Origin of the sequence: Lentzea sp. NPDC051838, from assembly GCF_040681245.1 — a bacterium.
In the GTDB taxonomy this organism is placed as follows: Bacteria; Actinomycetota; Actinomycetes; order Mycobacteriales; family Pseudonocardiaceae; genus Lentzea.
This window is the reverse complement of sequence record NZ_JBFAYI010000003.1, coordinates 324,616-346,196: the sequence shown is the minus strand read 5'-3', so window position 1 is coordinate 346,196 and position 21,581 is coordinate 324,616. Positions and strand designations below refer to the sequence as shown.

Below are 21,581 nucleotides of genomic sequence, written 5' to 3'. Positions count from 1 at the left end.
TTCGCGCGGTCGACCGGCTCGACGTCGAGCACGGTCGGCCAATAACGCTCGTGCTGGAACGCGTACGTCGGCAGTTCGACCCGCCGCGCACCCGTACCGTCGAACAGCGCGCTCCAGTCCACGGTCGCGCCGCCGACGTGCAGACGGGCGAGCCCGGCGACGAACGCCTGCTCCTCGCCACGATCCTTGCGCAGCAACGGGATTCCGCTGACCATCGCCGACAGCACGCCGTCGGGCCCGATCTCCAGGAACGCGCTGCCGTCGAGCGCGCGCACCGTGTCGTGGAACCGCACGGTCTCCCGGACGTGCCGGACCCAGTACTCGGATTGTTGAACAATCCCACCAGTCAACAGCGGAATCGTCGGATCGTTGAACGAAATGCCGGAGATCGCCGCGCGGAAGTCGTCCAGCATCGGCTCCATCAACGGCGAGTGGAACGCGTGCGACACCTTGAGCTGCTTCGACTTGCGATCGTGGAGTTGTTCAACAATCCGACGAGCCTCTTGTTCAACACCGGCGATGACCACGGAGTTCGGACCGTTGACCGCGGCGATGGAAACGCCAGCGGTGAGCAGAGGCGCGATCTCGTCCTCGGCAGCCTCGATCGCGATCATCGCGCCACCGGCCGGCAACGCTTGCATGAGCGATGCCCGCGCGGAGATGAGCGTGCACGCGTCTTCGAGGCTGAACACGCCCGCGACGTGCGCGGCCGCGATCTCGCCGATCGAGTGGCCCGCGAGCCGGTCGGGCCTGAGACCGAGCGACTCCGCCAGCCGGAACAGTGCCACTTCCAGCGCGAAGATCGCGGGCTGCGCGGTGCCGGTCTGGTTCAGCGCGTCGGCGTCCTCGCCCCACATGATCGACCGCAACGACGGGTCGAGATGCGCGAGCACGGCGTCGAACGCCTCCGCGAACACCGGGAACCGCTCGTAAAGCTCACGTCCCATGCCGAGCCGCTGCGAACCCTGCCCGGTGAACAGCAGCGCCAGGTCGCGCTCAGCCGCTTCTCCCCTGGCGATCTCCACACCGTCGACGAGCACCACCCGGTGCTCGAACGCGCTGCGCGACACGGCAAGAGAGTAAGCGAGGTCGAGCTGCGAGGCGTCGACAGAACCCAGGCGCGCAAGCTGATCCGCCAGTGCCTCCTCGGACCGGCCCGACACCACCAGTGGCAGCACGGAAGCCTGAGCCGTCGCCACAGGAGCAGCGGCAGCGAACTCCGGCGCCTCCTCGATGATCACGTGCGCGTTCGTGCCGGACACACCGAACGACGACACACCAGCGCGCCGCGGATGACCGTTCGCCGTCCAGTCACGGCGTTCGGTGAGCAGCTCGACGTTGCCGGTCTGCCATTCCACATTGGACGAAGGAGCGTCGACGTGCAGCGTCTGCGGCAGCACACTGTGACGCAGTGCCATGATCATCTTGATCACACCGGCGACACCACCGGCCGACTGCGGGTGGCCGAGGTTCGACTTGATGGAGCCGAGCAGCAGCGGCGTTTCCCGGTTCTGCCCGTACGTCGCGAGCACCGCTTGCGCTTCGATCGGGTCACCCAACGTAGTACCCGTGCCGTGTGCCTCGACAGCGTCCACTTCGGACGGCCGCAAACCCGCGTTCGCCAGCGCCTGCCGGATCACGCGCTGCTGCGACGGTCCGTTCGGCGCGGTGAGGCCGTTCGACGCGCCGTCCTGGTTGATCGCCGAGCCGCGCAGCACGGCCAAGACCTCGTGCCCGTTGCGACGTGCGTCCGACAACCGTTCCAGCAGCACCACGCCGGCGCCCTCGGACCATCCGGTGCCGTCAGCCGCCTCGGCGAACGCCTTGCAGCGCCCGTCCGGCGCGAGCCCGCCCGCGGAGGTGAAGGCGGAGTAGGCGTTCGGTGTCGTCATGACCGCGACACCACCGGCCAGAGCGAGGTCGCACTCGCCGTTGCGCAAGGCCTGCGAAGCCCAGTGCATTGCCACCAAAGACGAGGAACAGGCCGTGTCGATGGTGACCGCGGGGCCTTCGAGGCCGAGCAGGTAGGAGATGCGGCCGGACAGCACCGAGGCCGAGAACGCGGTCGTCGCGTACGGGCCGGTCTCCTCCAGCGACCGGTTGAGCAGCGACTCGTAGTCCTGACCGGTCGTGCCGACGAAGACGCCGGTCAGGCTGCCCTTCAACGACGTCGGGTCGATGCCCGCGCGTTCCAAGGCCTCCCAGGAGGTTTCGAGCAGGAGGCGTTGCTGCGGGTCCATCACGACGGCCTCGCGCGGCGAGATTCCGAAGAAGCCCGCGTCGAATTCGGCGACGGCGTCGAGGAAGCCGCCCTCGAACGTCGAGCTGGCAAGCCGATCGAGGTCCCAGCCGCGGTCCGTCGGGAACCGCGAGATCACGTCGCGGCCCTCGAACACCAGATCCCACAACGCTTCCGGTGTCGTGACACCTCCGGGGTAACGGCAGCCGATGCCGACGATCGCGATCGGGTCGTCGGTGACCTGGACAGCCGCGCGCACCTCGATCTGGTGCGTGCCACCGAACAGCTCGTCCCGCAGGTGCCGCGACAACGTGGTCGCGGTCGGATAGTCGAACACGAGCGTCGCGGGCAGCGCGAGCCCGGTCGCGGTCTTGAGGCGGTTGCGCATCTCGACCGCGGTGACCGAGTCGAAGCCCAGTTCGCGGAACGCCCTGCCGACCGGAACCTGGTCGCTTTCCGCGTAGCCCAACGTCTTCGCCGCCTCGGCGCGCACGAGGTCGAGCAGCGCGCGGTCCCGTTCGGCCTCGGTGAGCTTCGCCAGACGCTGCTTGAGCTCCGACTCCTCGACAGGCTCCTCGGCGAGCGCCGCGCGGACTTCCGCGATGCCGGTGAGCAGCGGGCTCGGGCGTTCGGCGGTGAAGCTCGGCGCGAACCTCGCCCAGTCGATGTTCGTGACGGTGAGCTGGGTCTGGTCGTCGGCGACGGCCTGGCGCAGCACCCTCATCGCGAGCTCGGGCGGCATCGAGCCGATGCCGATCCGTTGCAGCGCCTCGTACATGCCGTGGTCGGCGGCCATGCCGGCGTCCGCCCACGCGCCCCACGCGATCGACGTCGCCTTGAGGCCCTGCGACCGGCGCAGGTGCGCGAGGCCGTCGAGGTAGGCGTTGGCCGCCCCGTACGCGGGCTGGCCGCCGCTGCCCCAGCTCGCCGCACCCGACGAGAACAGGATGAAACGGGCTTGCGGCGCCAGTTCGTGCAGGTGTTTCGCCGCGGTGATCTTCGTGTCGAGCAACGCGGTGACGTCCTCATACCTGAGCTCGTCGATCGGCGCGTCGCCGGTGCCGATGCCCGCCGCGTGCACGACCGTCGTGAGGTCGTCGATACCCGCGAGCAGCTCTGCCAGCGCGTCCCGGTCCGCCGCGTCGCAGGCGGCGATCGTGACGCGGGTGGTGTTCTCCAGCTCTGCCTTGAGTTCCGCCGCACCGGGGGCGTCGAGGCCGCGGCGGCTGGTGAGCACGAGGTGTTCGGCGCCGGCTTCGGCCATCCAGCGCGCCACATGGCCGCCGAGCGCGCCCGTGCCGCCGGTGATGAGCACCGTGCCGGACGCGGCGAACTCCGGGCTGTGGTGGGCGTTCGTGCGGACGAGACGGCGCGCGAACACGCCGTTGTCCCTGATCGCGACCTGGTCCTCGGAGCCGGTCAGCACGGCCGCGAACCGTTGCGCGGCCTTGCCGTCCAGCTTCTCGGGCAGGTCGATCAGACCGCCCCAGCGGCGGGGCAGGTCGAGCGCGGCGACCCGGCCGAGGCCCCAGATCGCGGTCTGCGCCGGGTCGACCGGTTCGCCGCCGATCGCGATGCCCTGACGCGTGACGGCCCAGACCGGTGCGCTGACACCGGCTTCGGCCAGTGCTTGCACCAACGTGATCGTCGCTTGCAAGCCGGTCATGGCGATGACGCCGTCGATCGTCTCCGGCAGGCGCGCGATGAGGTCTTCGCGACTGATCCGCTCGTCGACGTCGAGGTGGTCGGCGTTGAGCGCGTCGATCACGTCTTGGGCTTCGGTGCCTTGCGTGACGACGAGCCACGTGCCGGTCGGTGCTCCGGTGATCGTGACCGGGGTCCACTGGTCGCGATACCGCCAGGTGTCCATTGTGGATTCGGACTTGCGGCGGTTGCGCCACTGCGCGAGCGTGTGCGCGACGTCTCGTTCGACGCCGATGTCCTCCAGGCCGCCGTTGTCGACGAGCTCCCAGAACTCGGCGTCGACCGGGTCGGAGGTGTCCTTGACGAGCGGTTCCGGCCAGAACCTCTGCCGGTCGAACGGATACGTCGGCAGCAGCACGTTCCTGCCGCCGGGGTACAGCCACTGCACGTCCAGCCCGGCGACCCACGCCTCGGCGAGCGACGTCGTGAACCGGTGCTTGTCGCCCTGGTCGCGCCTCAGCGACCCGATGGCGACGATCTCGGTGTTCACGGCCTCGGCGGTCTGCTGGGCGGGCAACATCAGCACGGGATGCGCGCTCGACTCGATGAGCACGCGGTGACCGTCTTCGACCAGCTTCTCTACAACCTTCGCGAAGCTGACGGGCCGGCGGGCGTTCTGGAACCAGTACTCGGCGTCGAGGCTCGCCGTGTCGATGCGCTCCGCCGTGACGGTCGAGTAGAACGGGATGCTGCCGGTCTGCGGCGTGATGTCCGCGAACAGCTCCAGGATCTGGTCGCGCAGCCGGTCGACCTGCGCGCAGTGCGAGGCGACCGTGCTGCCGATCACGCGGGCGCGGATGTCCTTGGCCGTGCAGCTCGCGACGAATGCTTCGAGTGCGGGAATCGCGCCGGCGACCGTGCAGGCGTGCGGGCTGTTGACGCCCGCGATCGCCAGTCCGTCCGGGAGCACGACTTCGGTGGCGGGCAACGCGATGCTGGCGACCGCGCCGTTGCCGACGAGCTCGTCCGCGAACAGCTGCGACCGCTTCACCACGATCTTCGCGGCCTGCTCCAGGCTGAGCGCACCGGCGATGTACGCGGCGGCGATCTCACCCTGCGAATGGCCGACGACCGCCGCGGGCTCGACCCCGTTCGCCCGCCAGGTCTGAGCCAGCGAGATCATGATCGCGAACAGCGCGGGCTGCAGAACCTCGATGCGCTCCAGCAGCTCCGCGTCGCCCTGGAGCGTGTCGATCACCGACCAGCCGACGTGCTCCGCGATCGCCCGGTCCGCCTCGCGCATCCACCGCGCGAACGTCTCGTCCTCGTCGAGCAGCTTCACCGCCATGCCGTGCCACTGGCTGCCCTGGCCGGGGAACACGAACACGGGGCCCGACTCCTGGCCTGCGATTCCTTCGACGACCTCGTCGCCGACGATCACCGCGCGGTGCTCGAACCTGCTCCTGCCGGCCAGCGAATACCCGACGTCGTTCGCCGGCACCCCGCGCTCGACCAGCGCCTTGATCCGCTCGACCTGGGCCCGCAGCGCTCCCGCCGACTTGGCCGAGATCGGCAGCGGCACCACACCACCTGCCTGACCTGCCTGACCTGCCTGGATCGATACGGGTTGGCCGGCCCCCTGGGGGGAGCCACCCCCCATCCCAATCATCTCAGGCAGGTCTGACAATTCCGGCGCCTCAAGGATGACGTGCGCGTTCGTGCCGCTGATGCCGAACGACGAGACGCCGGCGCGGCGCGGCCGATCGAGGGTCGGCCAGTCGCGCGACGAGGTGAGCAGCTCGACAGCGCCCGCGTCCCACTCGATGTGCGAGGAGGGCGCGGAGACGTGCAGCGTCTGCGGCAACACGCCGTGGCGCAGAGCCATGATCATCTTGATCACGCCCGCGACACCCGCGGCCGACTGGGTGTGGCCGATGTTCGACTTGATCGAGCCCAGGTAGAGCGGCTCGGCGCGCTCCTGCCCGTACACCGCGAGCAGCGCCTGCGCCTCGATCGGGTCGCCCAGAGACGTACCGGTGCCGTGCGCCTCAACGGCATCGACGTCCAGAGGCGACAGGCCCGCCGCGGCCAGAGCCGCGCGGATCACCCGTTGCTGCGAAGGTCCGTTCGGCGCGGTGAGGCCGTTCGACGCACCGTCCTGGTTGACCGCGGTGCCCTTCAGCACCGCGAGCACGTTGTGGCCGTTCCTGACGGCATCCGACTGCCGTTCCAGCACCAGCAGACCGACACCCTCGGAGAACCCGGTGCCGTCCGCGCCCTCGGAGAACGCCTTGCACCGCCCGTCCGACGAGACGCCGCGCTGCCGGGAGATCTCGATGAACGTCGCGGGCGTCGACATCACCGCGACACCACCGGCAAGAGCCAGCGACGACTCCCCCGTCCGCAGCGACTGCACGGCGAGGTGCATCGCGACCAGAGACGACGAACAAGCGGTGTCGATCGTGACGGCAGGACCTTCCAGACCGAGCACATAGGACACTCGTCCGGACGCGACCGACGGCGACGACCCGGTGCCGTGGTGGCCCTCGAACTCACCGCCGAGCAGCTGCGCGTAGTCGTTGTACATGACACCGGCGAACACACCGGTGTCGCTGCCCCGCAACGAAACCGGGTCGATCCCGGCGCGTTCGAAGGCCTCCCAGGCGGTTTCCAGCAGCAGGCGCTGCTGGGAGTCGGTGGCCAGGGCTTCCCGTGGCGACATGCCGAAGAACGCCGGGTCGAACTCCCCCGCGTCGTGCAGGAAGCCGCCGAGCCGCGTCGCAGAGGTGCCGATGTCGTTGCCGGAGAACAGCGAGTCGAGGTCCCAGCCGCGGTCGGACGGGAACTCGGAGATCGCGTCCGTGCCGTCGAGCACCAGCTGCCACAGGTCCTCCGGCGTCGAAACACCGCCGGGGAACCGGCACGCCATCCCGACGACGACGATCGGGTCGTCGTCCAGAACTCGTTTCGCGGCAACAACGACGTCGTCGCTGCCGAACAGCTCGTCGCGCAGGAAGGAAGCCAGCACGTGGGCGGTCGGGTAGTCGAACACCAGAGTCGCGGGGAGCCGCAGCCCGGTGACCGCGGTGAGCCGGTTGCGCAGGTCGACGGCGGTGAGCGAGTCGAAGCCGAGGTCGCGGAACGCCCGCCCGGCATCGAAGCTCTCCAGCGCCAGCACCGCGCTGACCTGCGCACGGATCAGGTCGAGCAGCGCGTCGAGGCGTTCCTGCGAGCCCAACGGCCGCAGCTTCGCGGCCAAGCCCGTCGCCGTGTCCGAACCGGCGACGGTGCGGCGTGCGCGAGTGCGGATCAGGCCGCGCAGCAACGAGGGAACGTCGCCCTGCGCCCGCAACGTCGCCAGGTCGAGGCGTGCGGGCAGCAGCACCGCTTCGCCGCTCGCGACGGCCGCGTCGAACAGCGCGGTGCCCTGGGACGGGGTGATCGGCGGCATTCCCGCGCGCACCAGGCGTTCCCGGTCGGCCTCGGTCAACGAGCCGGTGAGGCCGACGGTCGCTTCCCAGGTGCCCCAGGCCAGCGACACGGTGTTCGGCCGGTGCTGGGCGAGCGCGTCGAGGAACGCGTTGGCCGCGGCGTAGTTGCCCTGTCCCGCACCGCCGAGAATGCCCGCGGCGGACGAGAACAGCACGATCCTGGCCTCGGGCAACAACTCGTGCAGGTGCCACGCGGCGTCGACCTTGGGCCGCAGCACGATGTCGAGCTGCTCCGGCGTCAACGACTCGATCACGCCGTCGTCCAGCACGCCGGCGGTGTGCACGACCGACTTGACCGGGTGCTTCTTCAGCAACCTCTGCAAGGCCTTGCGGTCACTGACATCGCACTTGACGACCTTGACGGTCGCGTCAACCTCCCAGTCCGGCTTCTTGCCGCTGCGGCTGGCGAGGATCAGTTCCGTGACGCCGTGCTCGGCGACGAGGTGCTGTGCGATCACACCACCGAGCCCGCCACCACCGGTGATCAGCACCGGGCTTTCCCAAGTCGTCTGCTGTGCCGCCGCCGCACGTGCCAGGCGCGGTGCCTGCAGCTGGCCCTGCCTGATCCGCAACTGCGGTTCGTCCGCAGCAAGCGCTTGCGGCAGAACGGCATCGTCGTCGATGTCGGCCAGCACGAACCGGCCGGGGTGCTCGGTCTGCGCCGATCGCACCAGCCCCCACACCGCCTGCCCGGCCAGATCTCCCTCGCGCGTCACGAAAGCGAGCCGCTCGGCCCTCTCCGTCGTGATCCACTCCTGCAGCTTGGCGAGCACCCGCGCCGTCAGCGCCCGCGTCGACTCGATGACGTCGCCGTCGCCGACGACATGCTCCACGACCACGTTCTCGGCCGCGTCCTCAGGCAACGCGACCGGGCTCCACTCGATGCGGAACAACGAGTCACGTTCAACCTCGTTCTGCGGCAACGCGACTGGCCGCACGACGAGTGACTCGACCGTGGCGACAGGCTGTCCGGTGGTGTCGGCGAGCGCGATCTCCATCGTGTCACCGTTGGAGCGCAACCTCGCTCGCAGCTCCGTGGCGCCGGTGGCGTGCAGCGACACGCCTTCCCACGAGAACGGCAACCCGGCGCCGTCCTTCGCGAGCAACGCGGCGTGCAGTGCGGAATCGAGCAAAGCCGGGTGCAGACCGAATCCCGCGGTGTCCTGGGAGGTCGTCACTTCGGCGTAGACGTCGTCGCCGTCCCGCCACACCGCGCGCAGTCCCTGGAACGCGGGCCCGTACTCGAAGCCCATGTCCGCGAACCGCTCGTAAGCTCCTTCAACGTCAACGCTTTCCGCGTCAGGCGGCCACGTCGTCGCGTCGAAGTCACTGGCCGCGCTACCGGTCGACAGCGTGCCGGAGGCGTGCTCGATCCACGGCGCGTCGTCCTCAGTGCGGGAGTAGATCGTGACCGACCGGCTGCTTTCCGCTCCCCGCACCGCGACCTGCAGCTGCACCGATCCGTCGAGCACGAGCGGCGCGGAGATCGTGAGCTCGTCGAGCTTCTCGCAGCCGACCTCGTCGCCGGCCCGGACCGCCAGTTCCACGAACGCCGTGCCGGGGAACAGGATCGTGCCGCTGACCGCGTGATCCCGCAGCCACGGGTGCGAGCGCGCCGACAGCCTCGACGTGAACAGCACGTCCTCGCTGCCCGCGACGCTGACCGCCGCGCCGAGCAGCGGATGCTCGACCGCGCTGAGCCCGAGCCCGGACGGGTCGCCCGACCGGAGTTGCCCGGCGGGCCAGAACCGTTGCCGCTGGAACGCGTACGTGGGCAGGTCGATCAGCTTGCCGCCGGGGAAGTCCCACCTGACGTCGAGACCGCTGACGTGTGCCTGCGCGAGCGCCGTCAGCAGCTGCTTGTGGTCACCTTCGTTGCGCCTCAACGTTCCCAGCACGACCGCGTCGGTGTCCGCGGCGGTCTGCTCGACGCCGATCGTCAGCACCGGGTGCGCGCTCGGCTCGACGAAGAACCGGAAACCGTCGCGCAGCAAGGCGTTCGTGGCGTTCTGGAACTCGACGGTCTGCCGCAGGTTGGTGTACCAGTAGCCGGCGTCCATGATCGCGGTGTCGATCGGCTCGCCGGTCACCGTGGAGTACAAGGGGATCGTGCTCGTGCGGGGCTCGATGTTGGCGAGATCGCTGAGCACCCGCTCGCGGATCGCCTCGACCTGCGGCGTGTGCGACGCGTAGTCCACCGCGATCATCCGCGCCCGGACTTCCTTCTCGACGCACTCGGCCACGATCTCCGCCAGCGCCTCGACCTCGCCCGCGACAACGGTCGACCGCGGCCCGTTGACCGCCGCCACAGCCACCCGCTCGCCGTAACGCGCGATCAGCGGCCGCACCTCGTCGACGGGCAGCGACACCGACAACATGCCACCACGCCGCGACAACGCCTCGTCCACCGCCTGCGACCTGAGCGCCACCACGCACGCCGCGTCCCGCAGGCTCAACGCCCCCGCGACCGCCGCCGCCGCGATCTCACCCTGCGAATGCCCGACCACCGCCTGCGGCTCGACGCCGTATGAGCGCCACACCTCGGCCAGCGACACCATGACCGCCCACAGCACGGGCTGCACGACGTCGACCTGGTCCAGCTCCAGCTCGTCCCTGAGCACCTCGGTGAGCGACCAGCTGACGAACGGCCTCAGAGCCTCGTCGCACTCGGTGATCTTTTGCGCGAACACCTCGTTGGTCGCCAGCAGGTCGCGCCCCATGCCGACCCATTGCGAACCTTGGCCGGGGAACACGAAGACGGCCTTGCCCGTGGTCCCTACGTGCCCGGTGACCACGTCGTCGCCGATGATCACCGCGCGGTGGTCGAAGCTCGCCCGCGCGGCCAGCGTGAACCCGACGTCGATCGCGTCCGCGTCCACTGCCTTGACCCGCTCGATCTGGGCCTCGAGCGCGTCCGCCGACTTCGCCGACACCAGCCACGGCACAGTGCCGCCTGCATGATCCGACTGGTGTCCTGAACCCGCGTCGCCCGCAGAACCTGCCGGGTGCCCTGATCCCGCGTCGCGCGCGGAGCCCGCCTGATGCGCTGGACCCGCGTCGCCCGCAGAACCCGCCTCATGCGCTGAACCGGCGTCGCTCGCCGAACCCGCCTGGCGCCCCGAACCCGCGTCGCCCGCAGAACCCGCCTGGTCCGCAACGTCGGCCTGGCCCGCCGCGTCCGCCTGGATCGATACGGGTTGGCCGACCCCCTGGGGGGATCCACCCCCCATCCCAATCATCTCAGGCAGGTCTGACAATTCCGGGGCTTCCAGGATGACGTGCGCGTTCGTGCCCGAGACGCCGAACGACGAGACACCAGCACGACGCGGACGAGAGACCGCGGGCCACGGGCGAGACGACGTCAGCAGCTCGACGTCGCCTGCCTCCCAGTCGACGTGCGACGACGGCTCCGTGACGTGCAGAGTGCGCGGCAGCACGCCGTGGTGCAGCGCCTGCACCATCTTGATCACGGACGCGACACCGGCCGCGGCCTGCGAGTGGCCGATGTTCGACTTGATGGAACCCAGCAGCAGAGGCTCAGCGCGGTCCTGGCCGTAGGTCGCGAGCAGAGCCTGCGCCTCGATCGGGTCTCCCAGCGGAGTGCCGGTGCCGTGCGCTTCCACCGCGTCGACATCGGCGACCGACAAGCCTGCCGAGGCCAGCGCCGCGCGGATGACGCGTTGCTGCGACGGGCCGTTGGGTGCGGTGAGGCCGTTCGACGCGCCGTCCTGGTTGACCGCGGAGCCGCGCACGACCGCGAGGATCCGGTGCCCGTTGCGCAGGGCGTCCGACTGGCGTTCCAGCACGACCTGGCCGATGCCCTCGGCCCAGCCCACGCCGTCAGCAGAGTCCGAGAACGCCTTCGAACGGCCGTCCTCGGAAACACCGCGCTGCCGGGAGAACTCGATGAACGTCGACGGCGTGGACATCACCGTCACACCACCGGCCAGAGCGAGCGAGCACTCCCCCGACCGCAGCGACTGGATCGCCCAGTGCATCGCGACGAGCGACGACGAGCAGGCCGTGTCGACGGTGACCGCCGGGCCCTCGAAGCCGAACACGTAGGACACGCGGCCGGAAGCGACGCTGCCCGCGCTGCCCTGTCCCTGGTGGCCTTCCATGTCGCCGCCACCGACGACGGACTGGTAGTCGTTGTACATCAAGCCGGTGAACACGCCGGTCGCGCTGCCCCGCAACGAGGTCGGGTCGATACCCGCCCGTTCCAAGGCCTCCCAGGCGGTTTCCAGCAGAAGGCGCTGCTGCGTGTCCGTCGCGAGCGCCTCCCGCGGCGACATGCCGAAGAACGACGGATCGAACTCGGCCGCGTCGTGCAGGAAGCCACCCGAGCGCGTGTAGGAGGTGCCGATGTGGTCGGGATCCGGGTGGTAGAGGCCTTCGAGGTCCCAGCCGCGGTCGGACGGGAAGCCGGTGACGGCGTCGACCTCGTCGATCACCAGCTGCCACAGCTCTTCCGGCGTGGTCACGCCGCCGGGGTAACGGCAGGCCATGCCGACGATCACGATCGGATCGTCCGAAGTGGACACCCCCGGCACCACGGGCAGCGCTGGCGACACCGCTCCGAGCAGCTCGTCGCGCAGGTAGGAGGCCAACGCACTCGACGTCGGGTAGTCGAAGATCAACGTCGCAGGCAGGCGGATACCTGTGGCAGCGGTCAGCCGGTTGCGCAGCTCGACCGCCGTCAGCGAGTCGAAACCGAGGTCGCGGAACTGCTGCGCCGCGTCGACCGCCTGCGCACCACCATGCCCGAGAACTCCGGCCACCTCGACGCGAACAACGTCGAGCAGCGCTTCCAGCCGGTCGGCCTCGGACAACGCCGAGAGCCGCGAGACGAGCGTGACAGCGGTGTCGGAACCCGCGACGGAACGCTTCGAGCGCGTCCGGACCAGGCCGCGCAACACCGGCGCCACCTCGCCCTTGGCCCGCAGCACCGCGAGGTCGAGACGGAACGGCGCCAGCGCTGCGCCACCGTGTGCGACTGCCATGTCGAACAGTTCGACGCCCTGCTCCACCGAGATCGGCGGCATGCCTGCGCGGCGCATTCGTTCGAAGTCCACTTCGGACAGATGCCCGGCCATGCCTCCTTCCCAGGCACCCCAGGCGAGCGAGACGGCGTTCGGCCGCTGCGAGGCGAGGGCGTCGAGGAACGCGTTGGCCGCCGCGTAGTTGCCCTGACCCGCGCTGCCGAGCGTGCCGGCCACCGACGAGAACAGCACGAACCTCGCCTCGGGCAACAACTCGTGCAGGTTCCAGGCCGCGTCGACCTTGGGCCGCAGGACGTCCGACACCCGCTCAGGCGTCAACGACTCGATCACGCCGTCATCCAGCACACCCGCGGCATGCACGACCGCCTTGACCGGATGCTTCTTCACAAGCTTCTGCAGCGCCTTGCGGTCGCTGACGTCGCATTTCGCGACGGTGACCCGAGCATCGAGCTCATCAACCCACTGAGGCTTCTCACCGCGCCTGCTGACCAGCACCAGCTCGTCAACACCTTGCGCGACAAGGTGTTTCGCGATGACACCGCCCAGGCCACCGGTGCCGCCGGTGATCAGCACGGGCCCCTGCCACGTCACCTCGCGCCGCGCCGCCGTCGCCCGTGCCAGTCGGGCTGCCTTCACGACCCCGTCTCGGATGATCAGCTCGGGTTCGTCGATGCCCAGCGCTCGCGGCACGAGCTCGCCGGAGTCGGTGTCGATGATGCCGAACCGGCCGGGATGCTCGGTCTGCGCCGTCCGCACCAGACCCCGCACGGCCGCGCCCGCCAAGCAGTCCATGCCGGTGACGAACACCAGCTTCTCCGGCCGCTCCTGGGCGATCCACTCCTGCAACCGCGCCAACGCCTGTGCGACAAGGGTGTGCGTCGCCTCGACGACCTCTCCCTCCGCGACAACGTGCTCCACCACCACGTCGGCCGCGGGCTCGGCGGGCAGCTCGACCTCGACCCAGCCGAGCTCGAACAACGAGTCGCGGTCCACAGTGGTCAGCTGCTCGGCGGACACCGCCCGCACCACCAGAGCGTCCACCGACGCCACGGGCGCGCCGGCGGTGTCGGCCAGCGCGATCGCGATGCTGCTGGCGTTTCGGGTCAGCTTCACGCGCAACGCCGTCGCACCGGTCGCGTGCAGCGACACGCCTTCCCACGAGAACGGCAGCCCAGCGCCATCGTCGACGAGCAGCGCGGCGTGCAGTGCCGAGTCGAGCAACGCCGGGTGCAGGCCGAACCCGCCGGCCGCCGCCCCCTCGGGCAGCGCGACCTCGGCGAACACCGTGTCACCGTCCCGCCACGCCGCCCGCAGCCCCTGGAACGCGGGCCCGTACTCGAACCTGTTCTCAGCGAACCGCTCGTAGGCGTCCGCGACGTCGATCGCCTCCGCACGCGGCGGCCACTCGCCGACCTCGGCGATCACAGCACCGGACCCCAGCACACCGGTGGCGTGCTCGGTCCACGGTTCGTCGACCGCCGACTCCTGCCGGGAGTAGATGGTGATCGACCGGCTGCCGTTCGCCGAATCGTCCTCCGGCACTCCCACGATCAGCTGAACCTGGACACCACCTGTCTCCGGCAGCACCAACGGCGCCGCGAGCGTCAGCTCTTCGACGCGATCAAGACCGACCTCGTCCGCCGCCCGCACCGCCAGCTCGACGAGCGCCGCGCCCGGCACGAGCACCGCGCCGTGCACCGTGTGGTCGGCCAGCCACGACCGCCGGGACAGCCGCGCCGTGAACAGGTAGCCCGCTCCCCCGGCGAGCTCGACGGCCGCCCCGAGCAACGGGTGCTCCACCGCACCCAGACCCGCCGACCGGACATCCGACCTGGCCGTCGTCTCCGGCCAGAACGACTGGTGGTCGAACGCATACGTGGGTACGTCAACCCGTCGACCGCCTGTATACAGCTGCGCCCAATCAACATTGATTCCGTCAACGTGTACTTGACTGAGTGCAGTCAACATTGATTCAACATCGGACATGTTGCGCGTCAACGTCGGAATCAACCCGTCAACCATCGCCGTCAACTGCGCATCAGGCCCGACCTCGACCACCGTCACGTCACCCAGCCGAGTGACGTTGTCGTGGAATCGGACCACGTCACGCACGTGGTTGACCCAGTAGTCGACGTTGTTCACTTGTCCGGATGTTGACATGCGGACAAGCGGCTCGTGGAACGTCAGGCCGCTGATCGCCTCGCGGAAGTCGTCGAGCATCGGCTCCATCAACGGCGAGTGGAACGCGTGGCTGACCTTCAGCCGCTTGTTCTTCCACCGCTCCGCGATGGCGAGCACGTCTTCTTCAACGCCCGCGATCACCACGGACCGAGGCCCGTTGACCGCGGCAATGGACACGCCATCAGTCAGGTGCGCGCGCACCTCTTCTTCGGAAGCAATGACCGACACCATCGCGCCGCCGGTCGGCAACGCCTGCATCAGCGACGCACGCGTCCTCACGAGCCGGCAGGCGTCTTCGAGGCTCAACACCCCAGCGACGTGCGCGGCCGCGATCTCGCCGATCGAGTGCCCGGCCACCTGCGCGGGCTTCACACCGAACGACTCCAGCAACCGGTACAGCGCGACCTGGACCGCGAAGATCGCAGGCTGCGTGGTCCCGGTCTGGTTCAGCGCGTCGGCATCGTCGCCCCACATGACCTCGCGCACGCCTTGGAGGTGCTCCAACACCTCGTCCAACGCGCTCGCGAACACCGGGAACGCCTCGTACAGGTCCCGCCCCATGCCGAGCCGCTGCGACCCCTGCCCGGAGAAGACGTACGCGAGCGGCCTCCCGCTCACCGCCCCCTTGGCCACAACCTGCCCGCCGAGCACCACAGCCCGCTGGTCGAACTCGGTCTTCAACGCGAGCGAGTACCCGATGTCGCAAGGATCGCCCTCCAACCGCAGCACGCGCTCGACCTGGGCGTCCAGCGAGGTCGCCGACTTCGCTGACACCACCCAAGGCGTCGGAAGCGATCCCGACTGGAGAGGCGCCGAGTTGTCCACAGGTTCGGGAAGTGGGGTTGCGGCTTCGAGGATCACGTGGGCGTTGGTGCCCGAGACGCCGAACGACGAGACACCGGCGCGGCGCGGGCGGGAGACCAAGGGCCACGAGGTGGCCGAGGTGACCAGGGTGATGTCGCCGGCCTCCCAGTCCACGTGGGTGGAGGGCTCGTCGACGTGGAGCGTGGCCGGGACAAGGCCGTGGTGCATCGCGTGGACCATCTTGATCACACCCGCGACGCCCGCGGCGGCCTGGGAGTGGCCGATGTTGGACTTGATGGAGCCCAGCAGCAGCGGCGACGGACGGTCTTGTCCGTAGGTCGCCAGCAAAGCCTGCGCCTCGATCGGGTCGCCCAGAGTGGTGCCGGTGCCGTGGGCTTCCACAACGTCCACATCGGACGCCGACAGGCCCGCGGAGGCCAGGGCGGAGCGGATCACGCGTTGCTGGGAGGGGCCGTTCGGGGCGGTGAGGCCGTTCGAGGCGCCGTCCTGGTTGATCGCGGAGCCGCGGACGACCGCCAAGATCGTGTGGCCGTTGCGGAGAGCGTCGGACCGGCGCTCCAGCACGAGGAGGCCGACGCCCTCGGACCAGCCCACGCCGTCGGCCGTGTCGGAGAACGACTTGCAGCGGCCGTCGGCGGAGAGACCGCGCTGGCGCGAGAACTCGACGAACGTGGACGGCGTGGACATCACGGTCACGCCGCCGGCCAGGGCAAGGGAGCACTCGCCGTTGCGGAGGGCTTGAGACGCCAGGTGCAGTGCGACCAAAGAAGAGGAGCAGGCTGTGTCGACCGTGACCGCCGGGCCCTCGAAGCCGAAGTTGTAGGAGACGCGACCGGACGCGAACGTGCCGGCGCTGCCCATGCTCTGGTAGCCCTCGAACTCGCTGCCGCTGATCACGACCGAGTAGTCGGTGTACATGACGCCGGCGAACACTCCCGTCGCGCTGCCGCGCAGGGAAACCGGGTCGATGCCCGCGCGTTCCAGCGACTCCCAGGCGGTTTCCAGCAGAAGGCGTTGCTGGGAGTCGGTGGCCAGAGCCTCACGCGGGGACATGCCGAAGAACGCCGGGTCGAACAACGGGGCGTCGTGCAGGAACCCGCCGGAACGCGTGTACGAGGTGCCGATGTGGTCGGGATCGGGGTGGTAGAGGGAGTCGACGTCCCAGCCGCGGTTGGACGGGAAGTCCGTCACGGCGTCGACGCCGTCGACCACGAGGCGCCACAGGTCTTCCGGCGACGACACGCCTCCGGGGTAGCGGCAGGCCATGCCGACGATGACAATCGGGTCGTCGGAGACCTCGGAGCGCGCCTCGACGGGCACGGCCGTGTCGGAGCCGAAGAGTTCGTCGCGCAGGTAGGAGGCCAGCACGCCCGCGTTCGGGTAGTCGAAGATCAGCGTGGCGGGCAGGCGCAGGCCGGTGACGGACGTGAGCTGGTTGCGGAGCTCGACGGCGGTCAGCGAGTCGAAGCCGAGTGACTGGAACGCGCGGCCGGGGTCGATCTCGTCGGTGCCCGCGTGGCCGAGGACCGCGGCGACCTGGCCGCGCACGAGGTCCAGCAACGCTTCCAGGCGGCCGTACTCGTCCAGTCCGGCGAGGCGGCCGGCCAGCGAGGCGGCGGACGACGAACCGGCGACCACACGGCGCGTGCGGGTCTTGATCAGGCCGCGCAGCATCGGCGGGACGTCACCGCGGCCGCGCAGCACCGGCAGGTCGAGGCGGACCGGAACCGCGTTGCCGCTGCCTGCGGCGTCGAACAGTTCGAGGCCCTGCTCGACGGTGAGGCCGGGGATTCCGGTGCGCGCCATGCGTTCCGCGTCGGCACCGGACAGCATGCCCGCGATCCAAGGGCCCCACGCGAGCGACGTGCCGGGCAAACCGTGGGCGCGACGGTGTTCCATGAGCGCGTCGAGGAACGCGTTGGCAGCGGCGTAGTTGCCCTGGCCCGCGGTGCCGATGGTGCCCGCCACGGACGAGAACACCACGAAAGCGTCGAGGTCCGAGGTGAGTTCGTGCAGGTGCCAGGCCGCGTCGACCTTGGGGCGCAACACGGTGTCGACGCGGTCGGGCGTCAGCGACTCCACGATGCCGTCGTCGAGAACACCGGCGGTGTGCACGACGGCGCGAACTTCATGGCGCGCCAACAGGTCGGCAACAGCGGCCCGATCAGAGACGTCGCACGCCTCGACGGTCACCTGAGCGCCCAACGCTTCCAGGTCCGCGACGTCGGCCTCACCTCGCCGCGACACGAGCAGCAGGTCGCGGACGCCGTGTGTGGTGACGAGGTGGCGGGCGATCACCAGGCCAAGACCGCCGGTGCCACCGGTGATGAGAACCTTGCCCTGCCAGGAGAATCCGTCGGTGGGAGCCGATCGGGCCAGCCGGGGTACCGATGCTTCGCCGTCACGCCAACGAATCTGGGGCTCGTCCAGCGCGAACACGTGCGCCGGAACGTCGCCATCCGACTCGACCAGGACGAAACGGCCTGGGTGCTCGGTCTGCGCCGACCGCACCAGTCCCCACACCGCGGCCGCGCCCAGGTCACCAGGACGCGTGACGAACGCGAGGCGGTCCTGGCGCTCGTCCGCGATCCACTGCTGCAGGCGGGCGAGGACCCATGCGGTGAGTGAGTGCGCGGATTCCAGTGGGCCACCGTCGGACACCACAAGCTCGACTTCGACCTCGGCGGTCTCGGTGGGCAGCGCGACGGGCGTCCAGTCGACGTGGAACAACGCCTCGCGCGCGATTCCGGAGTCCGCGGCGAGTGGACGAGTGACGAGGGAGTCGACCGACACGACGGGTGTGCCGTCGGGATCCGTTGCCACGACGGCGAAAGACTCGCCCTGGGGGCGGATTCGCACCCGCAGCGCGGAAGCACCGGTCGCGTGGAGGGACACTCCCTCCCACGCGAAGGGCATGCCGCCCTCGGACGTGGTGAGGTCGGCGGCGTGCAGAGCGGCGTCGAGCAGCGCGGGGTGCAGGCCATAACGGTCCGGGTCGTCGATGGCGACCTCGGCGTAGACGTCGTCGCCGAGCCTCCACGCCGCGCGCAGGCCCTGGAACGACGGCCCGTACGCGAAGCCTTTGTCCGCGAACCGCTCGTAGAACCCTTCCAGCGCAATCGCTTCCGCACCGGCAGGAGGCCAGACAGTGGTGTCGAACGTCTGCGTTGTGCCGGACGCGAGCAAACCGGTGCAGTGCTCCAGCCACGGTGTGTCCTGGTCGAGGCGCGAGTAGACCGCGATGGAACGCCGGTTCCCCTCGAGTACTCCGACGGCGACCTGAATCTGCACGGGGTCGTTGAGGACCAGCGGTGCCGACAGCGTCAGCTCGTCGAGGCGGTCGAGGCCGAGCTCGTCGCCCGCGCGCAATGCGAGTTCGACGAAAGCCGTTCCGGGCAACAGGATCCGGCCGCCGACGACGTGGTCCGCGAGCCAGGGCTGCGTCCCGATCCTGCTGGTGAACAGCACGCCCTGTCCGTCGGCGAGCTCGACCGCCGCGCCGAGCAGCGGGTGGCCGACCGCGGTGAGGCCGAGGCTGGACGCGTCGGCGTTCTTGGTGGTCGACGGCCAGAAACGCTGCCGCTGGAACGCGTACGTCGGCAGGTCGACCCTGTTCCCGCCCTCGTGGAACGGCGTCCAGTCGACCTCGGTGCCTTCGACGTGCAGGCGGGCGAGCGCGGTGATGAGCGCGTGGGCTTCGGGGCGGTCTTTGCGCAACGTCGGGACGCCGCCTTGGACCAGCGCCGACAGCACTCCGTCCGGGCCGATCTCCAGGAACCTCTTGTCGCCCAGGCTCGTCACGGCGTCGTGGAAGCGGACCGTGTCGCGGACGTGGCGAACCCAGTACTCGGCGTTCGCGGCGTCTTCGAGGCCGGGGATGGTCGGGGCGTGGAAGGTCAGGGTGCTGATGGCGGCGCGGAAGTCGTCGAGCATCGGGTCCATCAGCGGCGAGTGGAACGCGTGGCTGACCTGGAGCTGCTTCGTCTTGCGATCGTGGAATCGTTCAACGATCCCACGAACCTCTTGTTCAACGCCCGCGAGGACGAGCGCCGACGGTCCGTTGATCGCCGCGATCGAGACGCCGTGCGTGAGGTGCGGCGTGACTTCGGTTTCGGTGGCCTGCAGCGCGATCATCACGCCACCTGGTGGCAGCGCCTGCATGAGCCGGGCGCGCGCTTCGACGAGAGTGCAGGCGTCTTCGAGGCTGAACACACCCGCGATGTGCGCGGCGGCGATCTCGCCGATGGAGTGGCCGGCGAGGTGGTCCGGCGTGACACCGAACGACTCGACCAGGCGGTAGAGCGCCACCTGGAGCGCGAAGAGCGCGGGCTGTGCGTTGCCGGTCTGGTTCAGGGCTTCGGCGTCGTCGCCCCACATCACCGCTTGCACGTCGAGGTGCCGGGCGACCTCGTCGAACGCCGCGCGGAACACCGGGAACGCCTCGTACAGCTCCTTGCCCATGCCGAGCCGCTGCGAGCCCTGGCCGGTGAACAGCATGGCGAGCTGCTTCTCGGACACGGTGCCGCGCGCGATCTCCGTGCCGTCGAGGAGCACCGCGCGGTGATCGAACAACGCGCGCGCGGCCAGCGAATGGGCGACGTCCTTCGCGTCCGCTGCCACGTCCGCGAACTGCGTGATCTGGCCGGTGAGCGCGGCATCCGTCTTGGCCGAGACGAGCCACGGCACCGGGCCGCTCGCCTGACCCGCGCCGCCCGCCTGACCCGCGTGGCCCGCGCCGCTCGCCTGGATCGATACGGGTTGGCGGGCCCCCTGGGGGGAGCTACCCCCCATCCCAATCATCTCAGTCGGGTCTGACAATTCCTGGCCGTCGGGCACGGGCGGCGCCTCGACGATCAGGTGCGAGTTGGTGCCCGAGACACCGAACGACGAGATGCCGATGCGGCGCGGACGGTCGGCGGCGGGCCACGGGGTCGCGGAGGTCAACAGCGACACGGCGCCGGCGGACCAGTCGACGTGCGACGACGGTGAGGTGATGTGGAGGGTGCGGGGCAGGACGCCGTGGTGCATCGCCTGCACGGCCTTGATCACCGAGGCGACGCCCGCCGCTGCCTGGGTGTGGCCGATGTTGGACTTGATCGAGCCGATGTAGAGCGGGACGGAGCGGTCCTGACCGTAGGTGGCGATCAGGGCGGCGGCCTCGATCGGGTCGCCCAGGGTGGTGCCGGTGCCGTGTGCTTCCACCGCATCGACGTCGGCGAAGGACAGACCGGCGGAGGCCAGGGCCGCGCGGATCACGCGTTGCTGGGAGGGGCCGTTCGGGGCGGTCAGGCCGTTCGAGGCGCCGTCCTGGTTGACGGCCGAGCCGCGCAGCAGGCCGAGAACCGGGTAGCCGGAGGCAAGAGCGTCGGACAACTTCGCCAGCACGAGCATGCCCGCGCCCTCGGACCAGCCCACGCCGTCGGCCGAGTCGGAGAAGGCCTTGCAGCGGCCGTCGGAAGCCAGACCGCGCTGCAGCGTGAACTCGATGAACGAGTTCGGGGTGGCCATGATCGTCACGCCACCCGCCAGCGCCAGCGAGCACTCGCCGGAACGCAGAGCCTGCATGGCCAGGTGCATCGCGACGGAAGACGAGGAGCAAGCCGTGTCGACGGAGACCGCGGGACCCTCGAAGCCGAAGGTGTAGGACAGGCGGCCGGACAGGACGGACGCGATGAGGCCGGTGGAGGCGTGCCCGTCGCCGTCCACCGAGACCAGATCGGCGTAGTCCTGTCCGTTCGTTCCCACGAAGACGCCGGTGGCGGACCCGCGCAACGCCGAAGGATCGAAACCCGCCCGCTCCAGGGCTTCCCAGGTGAGCTCCAGCATCATGCGCTGCTGCGGGTCCATGCCGAGGGCCTCGCGCGGCGAGATGCCGAAGAAGTCGGCGTCGAAAGCGGCGAGATCACTCAGGAACCCGCCCTCCTGCGCCAAGGAGCTCGTGCGCAACGAAGAGAGGTCCCAGCCGCGGTCGGTGGGGAACGGGGAGACCACGTCCCGCTCGCCGGCCACCACCTCCCACAGCTGTTCGGGAGTGACCACCCCGCCCGGGAAGCGGCACGACATGCCCACGATCGCGATGGGCTCGCTGTGCTTCTGCTCCAGCTCGAGGACGCGTTCACGAGCCCGGCGCAACTCGACCGTGACTCGCCTCAGGTAGTCGGCAACCTTGTCCTGCTGCTCTTCCTGCACTGGTCCGTC

The 21,581-nt window shown here is 69.8% G+C and carries 1 protein-coding gene (running past one end of the window); it reads right to left on the bottom strand.

The genetic code is table 11. The features are described 5' to 3' along the window. Window positions 1–21,572, bottom strand: the 5' portion of a protein-coding gene (locus AB0M24_RS10220; RefSeq protein ID WP_363763751.1) for a type I polyketide synthase. 6,103 nt of this gene lie to the left of the window's left edge; the window shows 21,572 of its 27,675 coding nt (coding positions 1–21,572); the start codon lies at window positions 21,570–21,572; the stop codon falls past the left edge of the window. Window positions 21,573–21,581: the final 9 nt, after the last annotated feature.